The organism is Stenotrophomonas sp. YJH_SMC_91, from assembly GCF_059368495.1.
Genome location: NZ_JCAFRT010000009.1, coordinates 95029 through 112202 on the forward strand (window position 1 = coordinate 95029; position 17174 = coordinate 112202).

Here is a 17174-nt window from a genome sequence, read left to right on the forward strand (position 1 = left end):
TTCAGCGGGTGCAGGGCCGCAGGCCCTGCAGGCAAAACTCAGCTGCGCATGCCCACGCCGCGACGCAGCAGCCACAGCGCCAACGCCGTCAGCACCACCACGAAACCGATCATCAGGCCGTAGGCCACCGGCAGCGGTACATCGCTGCTGCCCAGCAGGCCATAGCGGAACGCGTTGACCATGTAGAAGATCGGGTTGGCGTGCGTGGCCGCTTCGGCCCAGCCCGGCAGCAGCTTCACCGAATAGAACACGCCACCCAGGTAGGTCAGCGGGGTCAGGATGAAGGTCGGCACGATCGCCACGTCATCGAACTTCTTCGCATACACCGCGTTGATGAAGCCGGCCAGCGAGAAGATCGTCGCGCCCAGGATCACCGTGGTCAGCATCACCAGCGGGTGCGGGATGCGCACCGGGGTGAAGAACATCGCGATGATCAGCACGATCACGCCCACCATCAGGCCGCGCAGCACGGCGCCGGCCACGTAGCCCCACAGGATCACCCAGTTCGGCATCGGGCTGACCAGCAGTTCTTCCACGTGGCGGCCGAACTTGGCGCCAAAGAACGAGGAACTGATGTTGCCGTAGCTGTTCTGGATCACGCTCATCATCACCAGGCCCGGCACGATGAACTGCATGTAGGTGTAGCCGCCCATGTCACCCACGCGCGACCCGATCAGGTTGCCGAAGATCAGGAAGTACAGGGTCATGGTGATCGCCGGCGGCACCAGGGTCTGGCCCCAGATGCGCATGATGCGGGCGACTTCGCGGCGCACGATGGTCATCAGCGCGATGCGGTTGCGCTGGCCGTCGGTCAGCTCGGTGGTGCTCATGCAGGCTTCTCCAGGTTGCCGGTGAGGCGCACGAACAGCTCCTCCAGGCGGTTGCTCTTGGTACGCATCGAACGCACGCGGATACCGGCCTCGTTGAGCGTGGCGAACACGCGGTTGAGGTCCATTGCGCGCGGCATGTCGATGTCCAGCGTGTGCGGGTCCGGCGCGGTCAGCGTCGCACCTTCGATCACCGGCAGCTGTGCCGGCAGGTCACCGTCGATGTCCAGCAGGAAGCCCTCCACGTCCAGCTTGGCCAGCAGGGTGCGCATCGGCCCCTGCTCGACGATCTGGCCATGGTTGATGATCGCCAGGTGGCGGCACAGGTACTCGGCTTCTTCCAGGTAGTGCGTGGTAAGGATGATCGTGGTGCCTGCGGCATTGATCTCCTTCAGCACGCGCCACATGTCGCGGCGGATCTCGATGTCCACGCCGGCGGTCGGCTCGTCCAGGATCAGCAGGCGCGGGCGGGTCATCATCGCGCGGGCGATCATCAGCCGGCGCTTCATGCCGCCGGACAGCGTGCGGCTCATCACCTGTGCCTTTTCCCACAGGTGCGCGCGCTTCAGTTCCTCTTCGGCGCGCTGCTCGGCTTCCTCGCGCGGTACGCCATAGAAGCCGGCGTAGTTCACCAGGATGTCGAAGGGCTTCTCGAACAGGTTGAAGTTGATTTCCTGAGGCACCAGCCCGATCAGGCGCATGGTGGCGCTGCGGTTGCGCACCAGGTCGCTGCCGAACACTTCCACCTGGCCTTCGCTGAGGTTGACCAGGGAGCTGATGATGCCGATCAGGGTCGACTTGCCGGCGCCGTTGGGGCCCAGCAGGGCGAAGAAGTCGCCCGGGGCCACTTCCAGGGAAACACCCTTCAGGGCCTGGGTGCCGTTGTCGTAGGTCTTGCGCAGGTCGCGCACGCGCAGGGCGGGCGCCGTATCGTTCTGGGATGCCAAGCTCGAAGCCTTCGCGCCCATGGGCTGGCGCTGGAGAGGGGGCGGGGAGGGGCTATTATAGAAGACCCCGAGGGCTTGCCCCGGCTACACACTGTCCCGAAAAGTCGTGCCTGTTCAATTCCCCCTCAAGCTGGTCGGCCGCCGCATGCTGGCCCCGACCGTCGGCCATTACCAGTTCGTGCGTGACGATGGACAGCCGCTGGATTTCCAGCCGGGCCAGTTCATCCAGGTCCATTTCAGCTACGCCGACGGCACCGAAACCAAGCGCAGCTACTCGCTGGCGACCATCCACGACCACGCGCTGGGCCCGGGCGAGGCGGTGGATATCGCGGTCAGTTTCGTGCCCGGCGGCGCCGCCACGGCGCTGTTCGAGGCGCTGGAGCACGGCGGCCAGGTCAGCGCGTCCGGCCCTTACGGCCGTTTCTGCCTGAACCCCGGCGACCACAATGCCCGCTACCTGCTGATTGCCACCGGTACCGGCGTCACGCCGTACCGCTCGATGCTGCCACTGCTGGAAACGGCCATGGCTGAGCGTGGCGTGCAGATCGTGCTGCTGCAGGGTGCGCGCAGCCCGGGCGAGCTGCTGTACAGCGAAGATTTCTACAGCTTCGCCGAAAAGCACCCGAACTTCCGTTATGTTCCGTGCCTGTCGCGCGAACTGCCGGCCGATCCACACCCGGACGTGCAGCATGGCTACGTGCAGCAGGCCCTGGCCGGTTTCTCGCCGGACCCGGCCACCGACATCGCCTACCTGTGCGGCAACCCGGACATGGTCGATGCCTGCGCCGAGCTGCTCAAGGCGGCTGGCCTGGGCAACCCGCAGATCCGCCGCGAGAAGTACGTCAGCAGCAAGTAAGCCAGGGTAGTGCCGGCCGCTGGCCGGCGACCCCACGAACCCTGGTAGTGCCGGCCGCTGGCCGGCAATCCCGCAGACCGGAGGCGGCATCACGCCGCCCCCGGTGCCCTGCCTCAGTACGCGATCCAGGCATCACGCCAGGCGAATCCGGTGCCCGGGCGGTAGGCATCGGCGTTGATGTTGCACCAGGCGCCTTCCGGGAACGGGCGGCAGGCGTACAGCTTGCCGTCGGTGCCCTTCACCACGGTCTCGCCCGGCTTGTAGCTGCCGAGGCCTGCCGGATACACGAAGTCGAAATCGCCACCCGGCGGATCGACCGGATCGACCGGGCCCGGCAGGCGGGTATCGATCTGGAACAGGTTGCCCGGCTTCAGGTAGACGCGGTTCTCGGTGGCCGAGGCGACCGGCGTGATCACGCCGTTCCTCATCACGCCCACACGCGCCTGCTGTGCACTGGCGTTGACCTTGCGGGCCAGCGCCAGCGGCCACTGGTTCGCAGCGGTCTGACCTGCGGCCAGGGTGATCTCCGGACGCTCCAGATCATTGCCCTGGGCGTTGAACACGCGCAGCGTCAGGGTGGTGCCTTCTTCCAACGCACCGCGGGCGGTGACCGGGCCGGCGTCCTGCCACTGCGGCGGCGGTTCAACGCCACCACCGCCTTCGAAGCGCACGTCCGCGCAGGTATAGAACGCTTCACCGGAATCCGAGCGCTGCCAGGTGTTGTAGATGATGTGCTGGCCGCTGCGCTTGGGCAGCGGGCAATCCAGCTTGTAGACGTCGCCGGAGACCGGCACGTTGCCCAGCGTGCAGAATTCCTGCAGGTCGGCCCAGCGCAGCGGGCTGCCCGGCTGCCAGCCGTCGCGGGTGACGTAGAACTTCCACTCGCGGGTAGCATGCGGGGCCGGTGCCTTGAACTCGAAAGTGTAGCGCCCGCGCGAATCGGCGCGGATCGGCGAGGTCGGCCAGTCACTGCGGTTCAGATCGAGGCCGCGGTACTTGCTGTTGCCGCCGCTGCACAACTCGCCATCTGGAACCACCGCTTGATGGTTGCCATTGGCGTTGGCCTGGTTGACACCGGCCCAGTCGTAGAACGGCTGGGCGCCGCCGATGGCCTTGGCGGCGGCGCAGGCCGGGTTGGTCGGATTCTCCGGATTGCCCTCGTGGCACTGCTTCACGCGGCTGAGCGGCTTGGACAGGGTGCCGTGGGCGAAGGCGTTGCCGGACAGTGCCAGGCCGACAACGGCGGACAGTGCGAGGACGGCCCGATGGGACAGGTGCATGCAGGAACTCCTTTGCGAAGTGTTGGAAACCTCGCGGAGTCTTCCCATGTAGCCGCCATATGCCCATCAGACAAGTTTGAAAGGCTGCTGCGTTCCTCTGTTTCTGCAACGCGCGCCCCACTGCGCGACAGGGGAGCCAGGAGGCGGTGTGATGTGCACCGCCTCCCACATCACTGCGTCAGTACGCGATCCACGCATCGCGCCAGGCCGCGCCCACGCCCGGCCGGTAGGCCTCGGCATTGACGTTGCACCATGCACCCTCCGGGAACGGGCGGCAGGCATACAGCTTGCCGTCGCTGCTCTTCACCACGGTCTGGCCCGGCACATAGCTGCCGATGCCCGCCGGGTACACGTGGTCGAAATCACCACCCGGCGATGGCGTACCCGGGTCCGGCACCTGGGTATCGAGCTGGAAGCGGTTGCCGTCCTTCAGGTACACGCGATTGTCGGTGGCTGACGCCGACGGCGTGATCACGCCATTGGCAAGCACGCCCACGCGCGCATGCTGGGCACTGGCATTGACCTTGCGGGCCAGCGCCAAGGGCCATTGCGCGGCCGAGGTCTGGCCGCTGGCCAGCGTCGCTTCCACACGTTCGACATCGTTGCCGCTGGCATTGAACACGCGCAGTGCCAGCGTCGTACCCACCGGCAATTCACCGCGGGCGGTGACCGGGCCGGCATCCTGCCATTGCGGTGCCGGCGTCGTACCACCGCTGCCGCCTTCAAAGCGTACGTCCATGCAGGTGTAGAACGCTTCGGTCGAATCCGAGCGCTGCCAGGTGTTGTAGATCACATGCTGGCCGGTGCGCTGCGGCAGCGTGCACTGCAGCTTGTAGGTGCCATCGGCAGAGAGCGGTGTATTGCCCAGCGTGCAGAACTCCTGCAGGTCGGCCCAACGCAACGGGCTGCCCGGTTGCCAGCCGTCGCGGGTGACGAAGAAGCGCCAGTCGCGCGTGGCGTGCGGCGCGGTCGCCTTGAACACGAAGGTGAACTTGCCATTGGCATCGGCGTGGATCGGCGTGGTCTGCCAGTCACTGCGGTTCACGTCCAGGCCGCGGAAGGTGGGATTGTTGCCGCTGCACAGCTTGCCGTCGGGCACCACCGCCTGATGGTTGCCGTTGGCGTTGGCTTGGTTGATGCCGTTCCAGTCGTAGAACGCCTGCGATCCGCCCACCGCTTTCGCGGCGGCGCAGGCCGGGTTGGTCGGGTTCTCCGGATTGCCCTGGAAACAGGCATAGACGCGGCTGACCGGCGTGGTCATGGTGCCGTGGGCAAAAGCATCGCCGGCCAGCAACAGGCCAGCGGCGGCCAATGAAGTAGCCAGCAGCAGCGGTGTGGATTGGAATGACATGGCGCTTCCTTGTGGTCGTCGAAAGAGAGCGGTGACCGCAGAGTTGCGCTGCGCGGCGGACTTTCGGCGGCACCATGGCGAGTATCGAGTTGCGGTGCCGGGTGCGGAACCATGGAAATGCTGATCCGTGACTGTGGGTGTGAAGCCCTTCCCGCGGGCTTCACGTGGGCCTGAACGGATGCGCTGGCGATCACGTGTCCGGCGTGGCAACGATCACGTCGTGGAGATCCGGTCATGTCGGCGCCATGCCGACGCGATCCGCCTGGCACGAGAAGCAGCCGTGGGCCGCGTTGTGCAGCTGCACGAAGGCCACGTCAGGGTCGGCAAACAGCGCGTCCAGCCGAGCGCCGACATCCGTGCCTGCGCTGATCTCGGCGGCCAGCATCAATGCAGCCTGGTCATAGGCGCGCAACGAGATCATCCGGCGCTGCACGTACGGGGGTACTTCGCCCGGCGGCAGCACGCAGCGGGTCACGCCACGCTGCACGAAGATCGGGCCCGAGGCGTGATACGGCGAGTGCAGGGGCAGGTGCACATGGGACAACAGCAGCAGCTCGCTGCCACCGGGCGGATCGCTCAGGCTGATCCGGCAGGGGTGTCCTCCTGATTCGCCGGCCCAGCGACGCCGGATGCCCAGCGCAGCCAGCGCGGTGTCGCTCTTTTCGAACAGGTGCAGGAACGGGCGGTGGTCGATGCCACCGAGGTACCACGCATGCATGGGCGTCTCCTTGGTTTTCCGCGGATTCTGCGCAGGCACCGGCCGCCGTGCTCGCCGTTTTCAGACCCCGCATCTCCATCGGGCCAGGCAGCGCCGCGGGGAACGCAGCACAAGGCGCCAAGATGCGCGCGCCACCCCGGCCGATGAGCGCCGCATGTCGCTGGATGTCCCCACCCTCACCGTGCTTGGCTTCCTGCTCTGCATCGCTGGGGCCATCTGGCCGGAGACGAGTTACTGCGCCACTTCGCTGCATTGATGCAGCACGGTTTGCAGGGCCATGACACGCTGCTGGGCCGCTACGGTGGCGAGGAGTTCGTGCTGGTGCTGGCCGGCAGCACGCAGGCGGAAGCGATGGCGCGGGCTGCGGCGATCCGTACCGTTCTGCAGCAGAAGCCGGCGCGGCTGGCCACCGGGCCGGTGACGTTCACTGCCAGCATCGGCCTGGCGATGGACGACGGCCAGGGCGAGCTGTCCACGCTGCTGGCAGCGGCAGACGCGGCGCTGTATCGGGCCAAGGCCGCCGGCCGCGATCACCTGGCCTGCGCCACGCCGGCGGAGATTTCGCGTCTGCCCATCGCCGACGACGCCGTGCCCGTGTAAGTTGAGTCACATCTTCCGCGGCAGCCCGTCGTGGTTGCCAGGAACGTCCTCCAGGGGAAACGAGCACGATGCAAAGACACCACCTCGCGTTGGCCGCAGTGTTGGCCAGCCTGATGCTTGCCGGTTGCAGCCAGTCACCGTCACCCGGCGCCGAAAGCGCCAGCGATGCACCCAGCCGCCGTTTCGGCACGATCGACTTCCAGCCCTGCACGCTGTCCACGGTAGGTGCCAGTGCCAACGTGGAAGCGCAGTGCGCCACCCTGCAGGTGCCGGAGGACCGGGCCCAGCCCGCTGGCCGGCGCATCGGCCTGCGCATCGCCTGGCTGGAATCGGGCAGCAGCGGCTCCAGCCAGCCCGACCCGGTGTTCTTCCTGGCCGGTGGCCCCGGCCAGGCCGCCAGCGAATTGGCCGTCATCGTCGATACCGCGCTGCGCCAGGTGCGCAAGCAGCGGGACATCTTCCTGGTCGACCAGCGCGGCACCGGCGGCTCCAACCCGCTCAGCTGCCTCGGCGCGGACGGAAAGGAACTGCCGATGGACGAGGACGCGGCGCCCTCCGAGGCCTTGCTGCGCGACTATGCCCAGCGATGCGCGGCTTCCCTGCAGGGACGTGCGGACGCACGTTTCTACACCACCACCGAAGCCATTGCCGACCTGGACGCGGTCCGCCAGGCCTTGGGCGTGGACCGGGTCAATCTGATCGGTGCGTCCTACGGCACCCGCGTGGCCCAGCGCTATGCGGGTACCTATCCACAGCACACCCGCAGCATCGTCATCGATGGCGTGGTGCCGAATGAGCTGGTGGTGGGCGGCGATTTCGCCAGGACGTTCGAAGACGCGATCGCCCTGCAGTCGGCGCAGTGCCGCAAGGACGCTGCCTGCAGCCGGCGCTTCCCGACCGATACCCGTGCGCAGCTGCGCAGCGTGGTCGAGACCCTGCGCCGTGCACCGGTTCCGGTCGAGTATCGCGATCCTGGCACCTACGACACCCGGAAGGATGTGCTGACACCGGACAGTGTGGTGGGCCTGGCGTTTGCGTTTTCCTACGTACCCCAGTACGCCTCATTGCTGCCGCTGGTTCTTGATGAAGCCGCGCACGGCCGCTACGCGCCGCTCGCCTCGCTGGCGCGCGGTGCGAACCGCAGCATGAATTTCCAGATCAACCGTGGCATGCACTGGTCGGTGATCTGCAGCGAAGACGCGCCGCGCTACCAGGCGCCGGCCGAGGATCCCGGGCGCCTGTTCGGCAACGACGTGGCAAGTTCCTTCTTTGCCGCCTGCCCGGCATGGCCGCACCGGCCGGCACCGGCAGCCAATGCCGTGCCGCTGCGCAGTGACGTACCGGCGCTGCTGTTGTCTGGTGAACTGGACCCGGTAACCCCGCCGCGCTATGCCGAGCAGGTCCTCAAGGGCCTGCCCAATGGACGCGCGCTGGTTGCCCGTGGCCAGGGCCACGGCACGCTGACCGCCGGCTGCATGCCGCGCCTGCTTGGCCAGTTCATCGACACGACCGATGCCAAGGCGCTGGATGCCGGCTGCCTGGACACGCTGAGCTACGTGCCGGCGTTCACCTCGTTCAACGGATGGGAACCATGATCGTCGCCGACAACCTGCACAAGGCCTTCGACACCCGCACCGGCCGTATCCAGGCCGTGTCCAACGTCGGCTTCCGCGCCGAGGATGGCCGCATCACCGGCCTGCTGGGGCCCAATGGTGCCGGCAAGACCACCACCATGCGCATGCTGTACACGCTGATGACCCCCGACCAGGGCAGCATCAGCGTCGATGGTGTCGATGCTGCGCGCAATCCGGTGGAAGTGCGTCGCCATCTCGGCGTGCTGCCCGACGCGCGTGGCGTCTACAAGCGCCTGACCGCGCGTGAGAACATCGCCTACTTCGGCGAACTGCATGGCCTGTCGGCCGAGCGCATCCGCGAGCGCATCGAGGTGCTGTCGCACGCGCTGGACATGGGGGACATCCTCGACCGCCAGACCGATGGCTTCTCGCAGGGCCAGCGCACCAAGACCGCGATCGCCCGCGCACTGGTGCACGACCCGCGCAACGTCATTCTCGATGAACCGACCAACGGCCTGGACGTGATGACCACCCGCGCACTGCGCCGCTTCCTGCTGGGCCTGCGCGAAGAAGGCCGCTGCGTGATCCTGTCCAGCCACATCATGCAGGAGGTGGCCGCGCTGTGCGATCACATCGTGATCATCGCCAAGGGCACGGTGATGGCCGCCGGCAGCGCCGATGAACTGCGCGCGCAGTCCGGCGAATCCAACCTGGAGGATGCGTTCGTGAAACTGATCGGCAGCGAAGAGGGCCTGCACGCATGAGCATGATGTCGACCCTGATGACGGTGATGCGCAAGGAGCTGCGTGACCTGTCGCGCGACCGCCGTACGCTGGCGCTGACCCTGCTGTTCGGGCCGCTGCTGTACCCGCTGCTGATCCTGGGCATGGGCAAGCTGTCCGAAAGCCGCGTGCGCACGCAGATCGAGCAGCCGCTGCAGATTCCCACCATCGGCGCCGAACATGCGCCGAACCTGGTGCGCTTCCTGGCTGCCCAGGGCCTGAATACCGCTGCTGCGCCGAAGGACCTGGCCGAGGCCATCCGTTCGCAGGACATCGACGTGGCGCTGCGCATCAGCCCGGACTTCGGCAGGGACTGGGCCGATGGCAAGCCAGCGCTGGTGGAGGTGATCAGTGACAGCACACGACGTGCCGCCGAGGTGCCCACTGCGCGCCTGCAGGCGGCGTTGGCCACGTACAACGGGCAGGTAGGGGCGCTGCGGCTGATGGCGCGGGGCATCGACGCCCAGGTCGCACGGCCGCTGGACGTGGCCAGCCAGGACATGGCCAGTGCCGAAGCCAAGCGTGGCCTGATGCTGTCGGCGTTGTTGCCGATCCTGCTGACCCTCACCTCGTTCCTCGGTGGTGCCTATCTGGTAATGGACACCACCGCCGGCGAGCGTGAGCGGCAGTCGCTGGAGCCGCTGCTGGCCACGCCGGGGTCGCGCAGTGCCATTGTCAGCGGCAAGATCGCCGCCGCCTGCATGGTCGGCTTTGCGTCGCTGCTGTTGACCCTGGCCGCGTTCAAGGTGAGCGCGCAGATCGCCCCCGGCAACATCGGCCGCCAGCTCAACATGAACATCATGGCGATGGTGCAGATGCTGCTGGTGATGCTGCCGATGCTGCTGATCGGCACCTCGCTGCTGACCTTCCTGGCCGCAGCGGCCAAGAGCATGAAGGAAGCGCAGAGCCACATGACCTGGTTGATGCTTCTGCCGATGCTGCCGGGCTATGCGCTGATCGCCTACCCGGTGAAAAGCCAGCTGTGGCAGTACGCCGTGCCGTTCCTGTCGCAGAACCAGATGCTGCTGAAGGTGATCCGCCACGAGACCATCACACCCGCGGTCTGGGCCATCTACCTCGGCGCCAGCCTCGGCCTGGCCGCCGTGCTGTGGTTCGCCGCCGTGCGTCGCTACCACAACGAGCGCCTGGCCATCTCCGGCTGACCGTAAAAGGGGACGGAGGGGATTAAGTCGTTTCTAACCCCCCCGCGCCCTTCTTCTGAGGGCGCCCCCGCTTGCGCAGCATCACGGGGCGACCCAGGGTCTGTTCCACCATTCGCAGGTAAGCTGCATTTCCCAACGGATGCTGGCCGGCACTGTGCGCACGGATTGCCGGCAGGTCAGCGGACGCGTTCATGTCCTGCAGAAACTCCGCATAGAGCATTGCCCGCTGTCGCTGGGTCGGGGCGAGCGCCTGGAATGCGGGATGTTCCGTCAGCATCGGATCGTGGCGCCGCTGCAGGTTTCCATGCACGCTCGACCATGGGTGATCTTCCGGGGCGGCAGTCATGCCTGCACGAACCGGATTGAGTTCGATGTAGCGATAGACGCTGAGCAGATAGGCGTCGCTGTCCACCATCGAAGAATGGAAGCGGCCCTGCCAGAGCGGTCCGCTGCGCTGATGCCGCTGATTGAACGCCTGGACATAGTTGTTGCCCTGCATCCGCATCGCATTCGCCAAGCCAACACGCGTGGAAGGTGTGGCCAACAGATGAACGTGATTGCCCATCAATACGTAGGCATGCAGTGCGACCTGATGCTTCAGGAACGCGCTGTGCAACAGGTGCAGAAACAGCTGACGGTCGATATCGTCAACGAAGATCGCCCCCTTGTTCACACCGCGCTGGGTTACGTGGTACGGCTGTTCGGCCAACATCAGGCGTGCTTGTCGAGGCATGGCAGTTCGGGGCTTCAAGAATTCATCAGACTGCCGCCTCCGTGACCTTGAAGGGCATCAGGCGATGCCGCGAGATGGCGTGGGGGAGGGCAGAAGCGACTTAATCCCCTCCGTCCCCTTTTCCATACCGCGCAGGCGTAACCCCCATCTCGCGCTTGAACACGGCGATGAATGAACTAGGCGTGTCGTACCCCATCGACAGCGCGACGCTGATCACCGGCTCGCCGGACAGCAGGCGTGGCAGCGCCAGCAGCACCCGCAGGCGTTGCCGCCACTGGCTCAGCGTCATGCCGGTCTCGGCCAGCCAGTGGCGGGCCAGGCTGCGGCCGGACAGGCCACTGCTGGCGGCCCAGTCCTCGACGCTGCGGTTGTCGTGCGGCGCGCGAGCCAGCGCGGCGGCGATCCGGCCCAGGCGCTGGTCACGCGGTTGTGGCAGGGCCAGCGGCAGCGGCGTGCTGGCGGCAATCTCATCGGCGATCACGCCGGCCAGGCGTGCCTGCGCAGCATCCAGTGGCGCATGGGGCCATTGCAGCGCACGTGCTGTCGCCGCCTGCAGCAGCGCATTGGGCTGGAAGATGCGTGGTGTGGCGGGCAGACCCAGGCAGGCCTCCGCGTTGAAGTACAGGCTCCAGCCATTGAACCCGTCTGCGCCCAGCAGCGCGTGGGGCAGCAAGGGCGGTATCCAGGCGACGTGACCTGCGGGCAGCAGCCAGTGCAGGTCGTCGGCGGCGATCCGCAGCAGCCCCTGGTACGCACCCAGCAGCTGCCCACGCGCATGCCGGTGGCGGGCCGTGCGACGCTTGCCGAGCTGGTGCAGCCGGGCCGCCAGCACCGCCGGTCCATCGGTGGCATCGGCCAGCGCGGGGGCGAGCAATGCGGCGGTTGTCTGATCTGCCATATCGATTGGCAGTTATACGGCAGAAACGTCGCCTCCGGACCCCCACACTGGGGCCCACTTCAACGGAGCGCTTCCCCATGCAGCCACACGACATCCTCCCCGACCATCAGAACGACGTGCAGGTGAACGGCCTCACCGTGCGCAAGGGCAGTGTCGGCGCCTTCCTGGCCAGCGTCCGTGACTGGCAGGATCCCGCCAGCGATGTTGCCACCCGTTCCACTGCCGAAGCCGACCTGCGTGCGCTGCTGCCGGGCCTGCACGCGTTGGGCCTGTTCCAGGTGCTGACGGCGCGCGATCCGGCACTGCAACACCTGATCGATGGAGCGGCCTGAAACGGACAAGGCCCGGACATGCCGGGCCTTGGCGTCATTGCAGGGGCAGAAACGACTTAATCCCCTCCGTCCCCTTTTTCGTTCAGTTGTTGCCCGGCGCGAACACCAGCGTACGGCGGGTGGTCACCGGCGCGCTGACCGGCTCGAAGCGCCAGCGCTTGACCGCGTTCAGGGCTTCACGGTCGAACACGCGTCCCGGCGTCGCGCGCAGCACGCGAGCGTTCACCACCGAGCCGTCAGTGCCGACGGTGATCTCCACCAGCACTTCGCCGGAGGTTCCCGAACGCAGCGCTTCGCCCGGATAGCGCGGCGCCGGTGTGCTGACCGGGCGCAGGGTGGGCGCTGCCGGTGCGGCGGCCTGGCGTGCGGCGCTGGCCTGCTGGGCGGCAGCCTGCTGCTGCTTCTGCTCGGCCTCGCGGCGGGCGGCGGCCTGGCGCTCGGCTTCCTGGCGCTCGTTGTCGCGGCGCGCGGCATCCTGCTGCGCGGCAATCTGCTTGGCGGCGTCGGCTTCCTTGGCGCGCTGCTCGCTCAGGCGCTGCTGCTCGGTCTGCTGCTTGCTGCGGTCCTCGGCGTCCTTCTTGGCCTTCTCGGCTTCCGCTTCGGTGCGCTTGGCTGCGTTCTGCACGCCCTTGGCCAGGCCGTCCTTCAGGCGCGGCAGGGCCGGCGCGGATGCATCCACCTTCTCGATCAGTGCCACCAGGCGCTGCGCTTCGGTGTAGTCCTCGCGGCCCAGGTGTTGCTCGGCGGCGATCAGGGTGTACGGCAGCAGGTCGGTCAGTGCGCTCTTCACCGAGGCGTCGTCCGGCGTCTTGTCACGCAGGGCGAGGTAGTACTCGATGGCGTTGTCGCCGGCCGGTGCATACATGCGGTTCTCGCGCAGCGCCTGGCTGGCCGACTCGCGCAGCTGCTCGGTGCCCATGGACTGCACCTTGGCAGCAACCGCCGGTGCGGCGGGTGCGGCAGCGGCAGGCGCCGTGGCGGCAGCAGGCGCTGCGGATTCTTCCTTGCCCGAGCAGGCGGCCAGTGCCAGTGCCAGGGCAACCGGCAGCCACCGGCGCGCGGCGGTGATCGTTGAGACGTGCGACATCCTGCTCCCCTCTAGAAGACGACGTGACGTAAATCATTGATACGCATGGCCGGGACCTGCGGTCCGGGCGCGGCAGGGTGACGTTTCCCGACGCCACCGCCGGCAACGGCGAGGGTGCAATCTAGCATCCCGGCCACCGCCGCGCACAAGGGACGGTGGCCGGAATGGGGCAGCGGCGGTCAAGCCGCTGGCGGCGGCGACCTCAGTGGTCGTGTGCCTTGTCGTGCGACTTGCTGTGGCTGTTGGACATCAGCTTGTCGGTCCAGGCGATGCCGATCGCCGACAGGATGAACACGCAATGGATGATGGTCTGCCACAGCACGCCATCCTGGGTCAGCATCGAGCAGCGGGCGACACCGATGTTGGCAGCGGCCACGCTCATCTGCTCCGGCGTGCACAGCGGGATGCCGCCAAGCGCACCGCTGGCGATGAAGGTCTTCAGCAGGTGGATCGAGGAGATGCCGATGATCGCCATCGCCAGCTTCACCTTCAGCACGCTGGCATTGACGTGGCTCAGCCATTCCGGCTGGTCCGGGTGGCCTTCCAGGCGCAGGCGCGAGACGAAGGTCTCGTAGCCGCCGACGATCACCATCACCAGCAGGTTGGAGATCATCACCACGTCGATCAGGCCCAGCACGATCAGCATGATCTGCTGCTCGCCCATCGACACCGAGTGCGAGATCAGGTGCCACAGTTCCTTGCCGAACAGGAACACGTAGACGCACTGCGCCACGATCAGGCCCAGGTACAGCGGCAGCTGCAGCCAGCGTGAGGCGAAGATCAGCGTGGACAAGGGGGAGAGCGGCGGGCGGTTTGCACTCATGCGAGGGATGCTGCGTTGCGGGGGAGAGGCGAGGTTACCGGCCCGCCATGACGGTGCCAACCCAACTCACGCACTAGACTTCAGGTTCCTTTCCGCACCCCGAGCCGCCGCCATGATCGACCTGTATTACTGGCCCACCCCGAACGGCCACAAAGTGACCCTGCTGCTGGAAGAAACCGGCCTGGAATACCGCATCCACCCGGTCAACATCGGCTCGGGCGACCAGTTCAAGCCGGAATTCCTGGCGATCTCGCCGAACAACAAGATGCCGGCCATCGTCGACCAGGCCCCGGCCGATGGCGGTGCTCCCCAGAGCGTGTTCGAGTCCGGCGCGATCCTGCTGTACCTGGCCGAGAAGACCGGCCGCTTCCTGCCCAGCGACCCCCGCGGCCGCGTCACCACCCTGGAGTGGCTGTTCTGGCAGATGGCCGGCCTGGGCCCGATGAGCGGCCAGATGGGCCACTTCAACGTATACGCGCCTGAAAAGATCCCGTATGCCATCGAGCGCTATGACAACGAAGTGCGCCGCCTGCACGGGGTGATGGACAAGCGCCTGGCCCAGCACGCCTTCCTGGCCGGCGACGAGTACACCATCGCCGACATGGCCAGCTACCCGTGGATCGGCGCCTACGACAAGCTGCCGGTGGATTTCACCGCGTTCCCGAACCTCAAGCGCTGGCATGAAGCCATTGCCGCACGCCCGGCCACCCAGCGGGCCTATGCCCTGCGCCAGCAGGTGAACCCCAACGCCGGCAAGCCGCTCAGCGACGAAGAGCGCAAGCACCTGTTCGGCCAGCGCTGACCGCCTCGGGGTCGGATCCCTTTGCAGCGCAAAGGGCTCTGACCCCAGCACCAGGCCATGGGCAGAAGGTCATGCTGCCTTCCCGCACAGGCTTGGTTAGGATGGGGGACGACCGCTCCGCGTCCATCGCGGGGGCGGACCTGCCGTTTGCCGGGATCCTCCATGCGCCACCTGTTCGCTTCGCTCGCCCTCATGCTCGCCACCAGTACCGCCGCCCACGCTGAAAAGCTGACCCTGGAAGCCATCACCGGCCCGTTGCCGTTGTCCGGCCCAACCCTGATGAAGCCGAAGGTGGCGCCCGACGGTTCGCAGGTCAGCTTCCTGCGCGGCAAGGACAGCGACCGCAACCAGCTGGACCTGTGGACCTACGACATCGACAGTGGCCAGACCCGGTTGCTGGTTGATTCCAAGGTGGTGCTGCCCGGCACCGAGACCCTCAGCGACGAGGAGAAGGCCCGCCGCGAGCGCCAGCGCATCGCCGCGATGACCGGCATCGTCGATTACCAGTGGTCGCCGGACGCGCAGCGCCTGCTGTTCCCGCTGGGCGGCGAGCTGTACCTGTACGACCTCAAGCAGCAGGGCCAGGCGGCGGTGCGCCAGCTGACCCATGGTGAAGGCTTCGCCACCGACGCCAAGCTGTCGCCCAAGGGCGGCTTCGTCAGCTTCATCCGCGGCCGCAACCTGTGGGTGATCGACCTGGCCAGCGGCAGGCAGCTGCAGCTGACCCGCGACGGCAGCACCACCATCGGCAACGGCGTTGCCGAGTTCGTCGCCGATGAAGAAATGGACCGCCACACCGGCTACTGGTGGGCACCGGACGATTCGGCCATCGCCTTCGCCCGCATCGACGAGGCACCGGTGCCGGTGCAGAAGCGCTACGAGGTCTACGCCGACCGCACCGATGTGATCGAACAGCGTTACCCGGCCGCCGGCGACGCCAACGTGCGCGTGCAGCTGGGCGTGATCGCACCGGCCGCCGATGCGCAGCCGCGCTGGGTCGACCTCGGCAAGGAACAGGACATCTACCTGGCCCGCGTGGACTGGCGCGATGCGCAGCACCTGAGCTTCCAGCGCCAGTCGCGTGACCAGAAGCAGCTGGACCTGGTGGAAGTGGCACTCGACTCCAACCGCCAGCGCGTGCTCGCCCACGAGACCAGCCCGACCTGGGTGCCGCTGCACAACAGCCTGCGTTTCCTCGACGATGGCAGCGTGCTGTGGTCGTCCGAACGCACCGGCTTCCAGCACCTGTACCGCATCGACAGCAAGGGCAAGGCCACCGCGCTGACCCACGGCAACTGGCCGGTGGACGAGCTGCTGGCGGTCGATGAAAAGGCCGGCAAGGCCTACTTCCGTGCCGGCATCGAAAGTTCGCGCGAAAGCCAGATCTACGCGGTGTCGCTGCAGGGCGGTGAGCCGCAGCGCCTGTCGAAGGCGCCGGGCATGCACAGCGCCAGCTTCGCCCGCAACGCCAGCGTCTACGTGGACAGCTGGTCCAACAGCACCACGCCGCCGCAGATCGAACTGTTCCGCGCCAATGGCGAGAAGATCGCCACCCTGCTCGAGAACGACCTGGCCGATCCCAAGCATCCGTATGCGCGCTACCGCGATGCGCAGCGCCCGGTGGAGTTCGGCACGTTGATGGCTGCCGACGGCAAGACCCCGCTGAACTACAGCCTGATCAAGCCGGCCGGCTTCGATCCGTCCAAGCGCTACCCGGTGGCGGTGTACGTCTATGGTGGCCCGGCCAGCCAGACCGTCACCGACAGCTGGCCCGGCCGTGGCGACCACCTGTTCAACCAGTACCTGGCCCAGCAGGGCTACGTGGTGTTCTCGCTGGACAACCGTGGCACCCCGCGCCGTGGCCGCGACTTCGGTGGTGCGCTGTATGGCAAGCAGGGCACGGTGGAAGTGACCGACCAGCTGCGCGGCGTGGCCTGGCTGAAGCAGCAGCCATGGGTGGACCCGGCGCGCATCGGCGTGCAGGGCTGGTCCAACGGCGGCTACATGACCCTGATGCTGCTGGCCAAGGCTTCGAACCAGTACGCCTGTGGCGTGGCCGGTGCGCCGGTGACCGACTGGGGCCTGTACGACAGCCATTACACCGAACGCTACATGGACCTGCCGGCGCGCAATGAAGCGGGTTACCGCGAAGCGCGCGTGCTGACCCATATCGATGGCCTGCGCTCGCCGCTGCTGCTGATCCACGGCATGGCCGACGACAACGTGTTGTTCACCAATTCGACCAGCCTGATGAGCGCGTTGCAGAAGCGTGCACAGCCGTTCGAGCTGATGACCTACCCGGGTGCCAAGCATGGCCTGTCCGGCGCCGATGCCCTGCATCGCTACCGCGTGGCCGAAGCCTTCCTGGGACGTTGCCTCAAGCCCTGATCCAGAAACGGGA

17 protein-coding genes are annotated in these 17174 nt (G+C 67.0%); 8 read left to right on the top strand and 9 right to left on the bottom strand.

Going from position 1 to position 17174, the window contains the following annotated elements; all coding sequences use genetic code 11:
- Positions 1 to 38 precede the first annotated feature (38 nt).
- The gene (locus AC5P5X_RS12645; RefSeq protein ID WP_005411568.1) at positions 39 to 830 is read right to left on the bottom strand and encodes an ABC transporter permease; all 792 of its coding nucleotides are present in this window, start codon (positions 828 to 830) and stop codon (positions 39 to 41) included.
- Positions 827 to 1795 (bottom strand): ABC transporter ATP-binding protein, encoded by a 969-nt coding sequence (locus AC5P5X_RS12650; protein WP_005411567.1) that lies wholly within the window; start codon positions 1793 to 1795, stop codon positions 827 to 829. The genes AC5P5X_RS12645 and AC5P5X_RS12650 overlap by 4 nt, the downstream gene beginning before the upstream one ends.
- An 85-nt stretch (positions 1796 to 1880) precedes the next feature.
- On the opposite strand from AC5P5X_RS12650, the gene AC5P5X_RS12655 reads away from it, so the two are divergent.
- On the top strand, positions 1881 to 2630 hold the full coding sequence (locus tag AC5P5X_RS12655) for a ferredoxin--NADP reductase (RefSeq protein WP_106550660.1): 750 nt from the start codon (positions 1881 to 1883) through the stop codon (positions 2628 to 2630).
- Positions 2631 to 2743: 113 nt separating this feature from the next.
- Here the strand turns inward: AC5P5X_RS12655 and AC5P5X_RS12660 are convergent, their stop codons facing one another.
- From AC5P5X_RS12660 to AC5P5X_RS12670, 3 genes are all read right to left on the bottom strand, one after another.
- Positions 2744 to 3910, bottom strand: a complete 1167-nt coding sequence (locus AC5P5X_RS12660; RefSeq protein ID WP_111189615.1) for a lytic polysaccharide monooxygenase — start codon at positions 3908 to 3910, stop codon at positions 2744 to 2746.
- Positions 3911 to 4088: 178 nt separating this feature from the next.
- Positions 4089 to 5261, bottom strand: a complete 1173-nt coding sequence (locus tag AC5P5X_RS12665) for a lytic polysaccharide monooxygenase auxiliary activity family 9 protein (protein WP_111189616.1) — start codon at positions 5259 to 5261, stop codon at positions 4089 to 4091.
- A gap of 232 nt (positions 5262 to 5493) precedes the next feature.
- Positions 5494 to 5979, bottom strand: coding sequence for a DUF1203 domain-containing protein (locus tag AC5P5X_RS12670; protein WP_049397677.1), 486 nt, complete (start codon positions 5977 to 5979; stop codon positions 5494 to 5496).
- Between the two features lie 216 nt (positions 5980 to 6195).
- Between AC5P5X_RS12670 and AC5P5X_RS12675 the strand changes: the two genes are divergently transcribed.
- The 4 genes from AC5P5X_RS12675 to AC5P5X_RS12690 all read left to right on the top strand — a co-directional run bounded on the left by AC5P5X_RS12675 (position 6196) and on the right by AC5P5X_RS12690 (position 10098).
- Complete coding sequence (locus tag AC5P5X_RS12675; RefSeq protein WP_258391109.1) at positions 6196 to 6579, top strand: GGDEF domain-containing protein; 384 nt, start codon at positions 6196 to 6198, stop codon at positions 6577 to 6579.
- A gap of 68 nt (positions 6580 to 6647) precedes the next feature.
- Positions 6648 to 8174, top strand: a complete 1527-nt coding sequence (locus AC5P5X_RS12680; protein WP_111189617.1) for an alpha/beta hydrolase — start codon at positions 6648 to 6650, stop codon at positions 8172 to 8174.
- Complete coding sequence (locus AC5P5X_RS12685) at positions 8171 to 8917, top strand: ABC transporter ATP-binding protein (RefSeq protein WP_005411560.1); 747 nt, start codon at positions 8171 to 8173, stop codon at positions 8915 to 8917. The genes AC5P5X_RS12680 and AC5P5X_RS12685 overlap by 4 nt, the downstream gene beginning before the upstream one ends.
- Positions 8914 to 10098: an ABC transporter permease gene (locus tag AC5P5X_RS12690; protein ID WP_012481564.1), complete on the top strand. Its 1185-nt coding sequence runs from the start codon at positions 8914 to 8916 to the stop codon at positions 10096 to 10098. Before AC5P5X_RS12685 ends, AC5P5X_RS12690 begins: the two co-directional genes overlap by 4 nt.
- 22 nt (positions 10099 to 10120) lie before the next feature.
- Here the strand turns inward: AC5P5X_RS12690 and AC5P5X_RS12695 are convergent, their stop codons facing one another.
- Together AC5P5X_RS12695 and AC5P5X_RS12700 are read right to left on the bottom strand one after the other, a co-directional pair.
- Positions 10121 to 10831, bottom strand: a complete 711-nt coding sequence (locus tag AC5P5X_RS12695; protein WP_049397678.1) for a transposase — start codon at positions 10829 to 10831, stop codon at positions 10121 to 10123.
- Positions 10832 to 10931: 100 nt separating this feature from the next.
- On the bottom strand, positions 10932 to 11729 hold the full coding sequence (locus AC5P5X_RS12700) for a helix-turn-helix domain-containing protein (protein WP_111189618.1): 798 nt from the start codon (positions 11727 to 11729) through the stop codon (positions 10932 to 10934).
- 77 nt (positions 11730 to 11806) lie between these two features.
- Here AC5P5X_RS12700 and AC5P5X_RS12705 point away from each other — a divergent pair, with 77 nt between their 5' ends.
- Positions 11807 to 12061 (top strand): hypothetical protein, encoded by a 255-nt coding sequence (locus tag AC5P5X_RS12705; protein ID WP_005414831.1) that lies wholly within the window; start codon positions 11807 to 11809, stop codon positions 12059 to 12061.
- A gap of 82 nt (positions 12062 to 12143) precedes the next feature.
- Here the strand turns inward: AC5P5X_RS12705 and AC5P5X_RS12710 are convergent, their stop codons facing one another.
- Both AC5P5X_RS12710 and AC5P5X_RS12715 read right to left on the bottom strand, forming a co-directional pair.
- Positions 12144 to 13148: an energy transducer TonB gene (locus tag AC5P5X_RS12710; RefSeq protein WP_005414830.1), complete on the bottom strand. Its 1005-nt coding sequence runs from the start codon at positions 13146 to 13148 to the stop codon at positions 12144 to 12146.
- Positions 13149 to 13350: 202 nt separating this feature from the next.
- The gene (locus tag AC5P5X_RS12715; RefSeq protein ID WP_005411554.1) at positions 13351 to 13971 is read right to left on the bottom strand and encodes a TIGR00645 family protein; all 621 of its coding nucleotides are present in this window, start codon (positions 13969 to 13971) and stop codon (positions 13351 to 13353) included.
- A gap of 112 nt (positions 13972 to 14083) precedes the next feature.
- On the opposite strand from AC5P5X_RS12715, the gene AC5P5X_RS12720 reads away from it, so the two are divergent.
- Together AC5P5X_RS12720 and AC5P5X_RS12725 are read left to right on the top strand one after the other, a co-directional pair.
- Positions 14084 to 14773: a glutathione binding-like protein gene (locus AC5P5X_RS12720; RefSeq protein WP_005411553.1), complete on the top strand. Its 690-nt coding sequence runs from the start codon at positions 14084 to 14086 to the stop codon at positions 14771 to 14773.
- A 162-nt stretch (positions 14774 to 14935) separates the two neighbouring features.
- Positions 14936 to 17161 carry a S9 family peptidase gene (locus tag AC5P5X_RS12725; RefSeq protein ID WP_043035573.1) on the top strand — a complete coding sequence of 742 codons (2226 nt, stop codon included), beginning with the start codon at positions 14936 to 14938 and terminating at the stop codon, positions 17159 to 17161.
- Positions 17162 to 17174 lie beyond the last annotated feature (13 nt).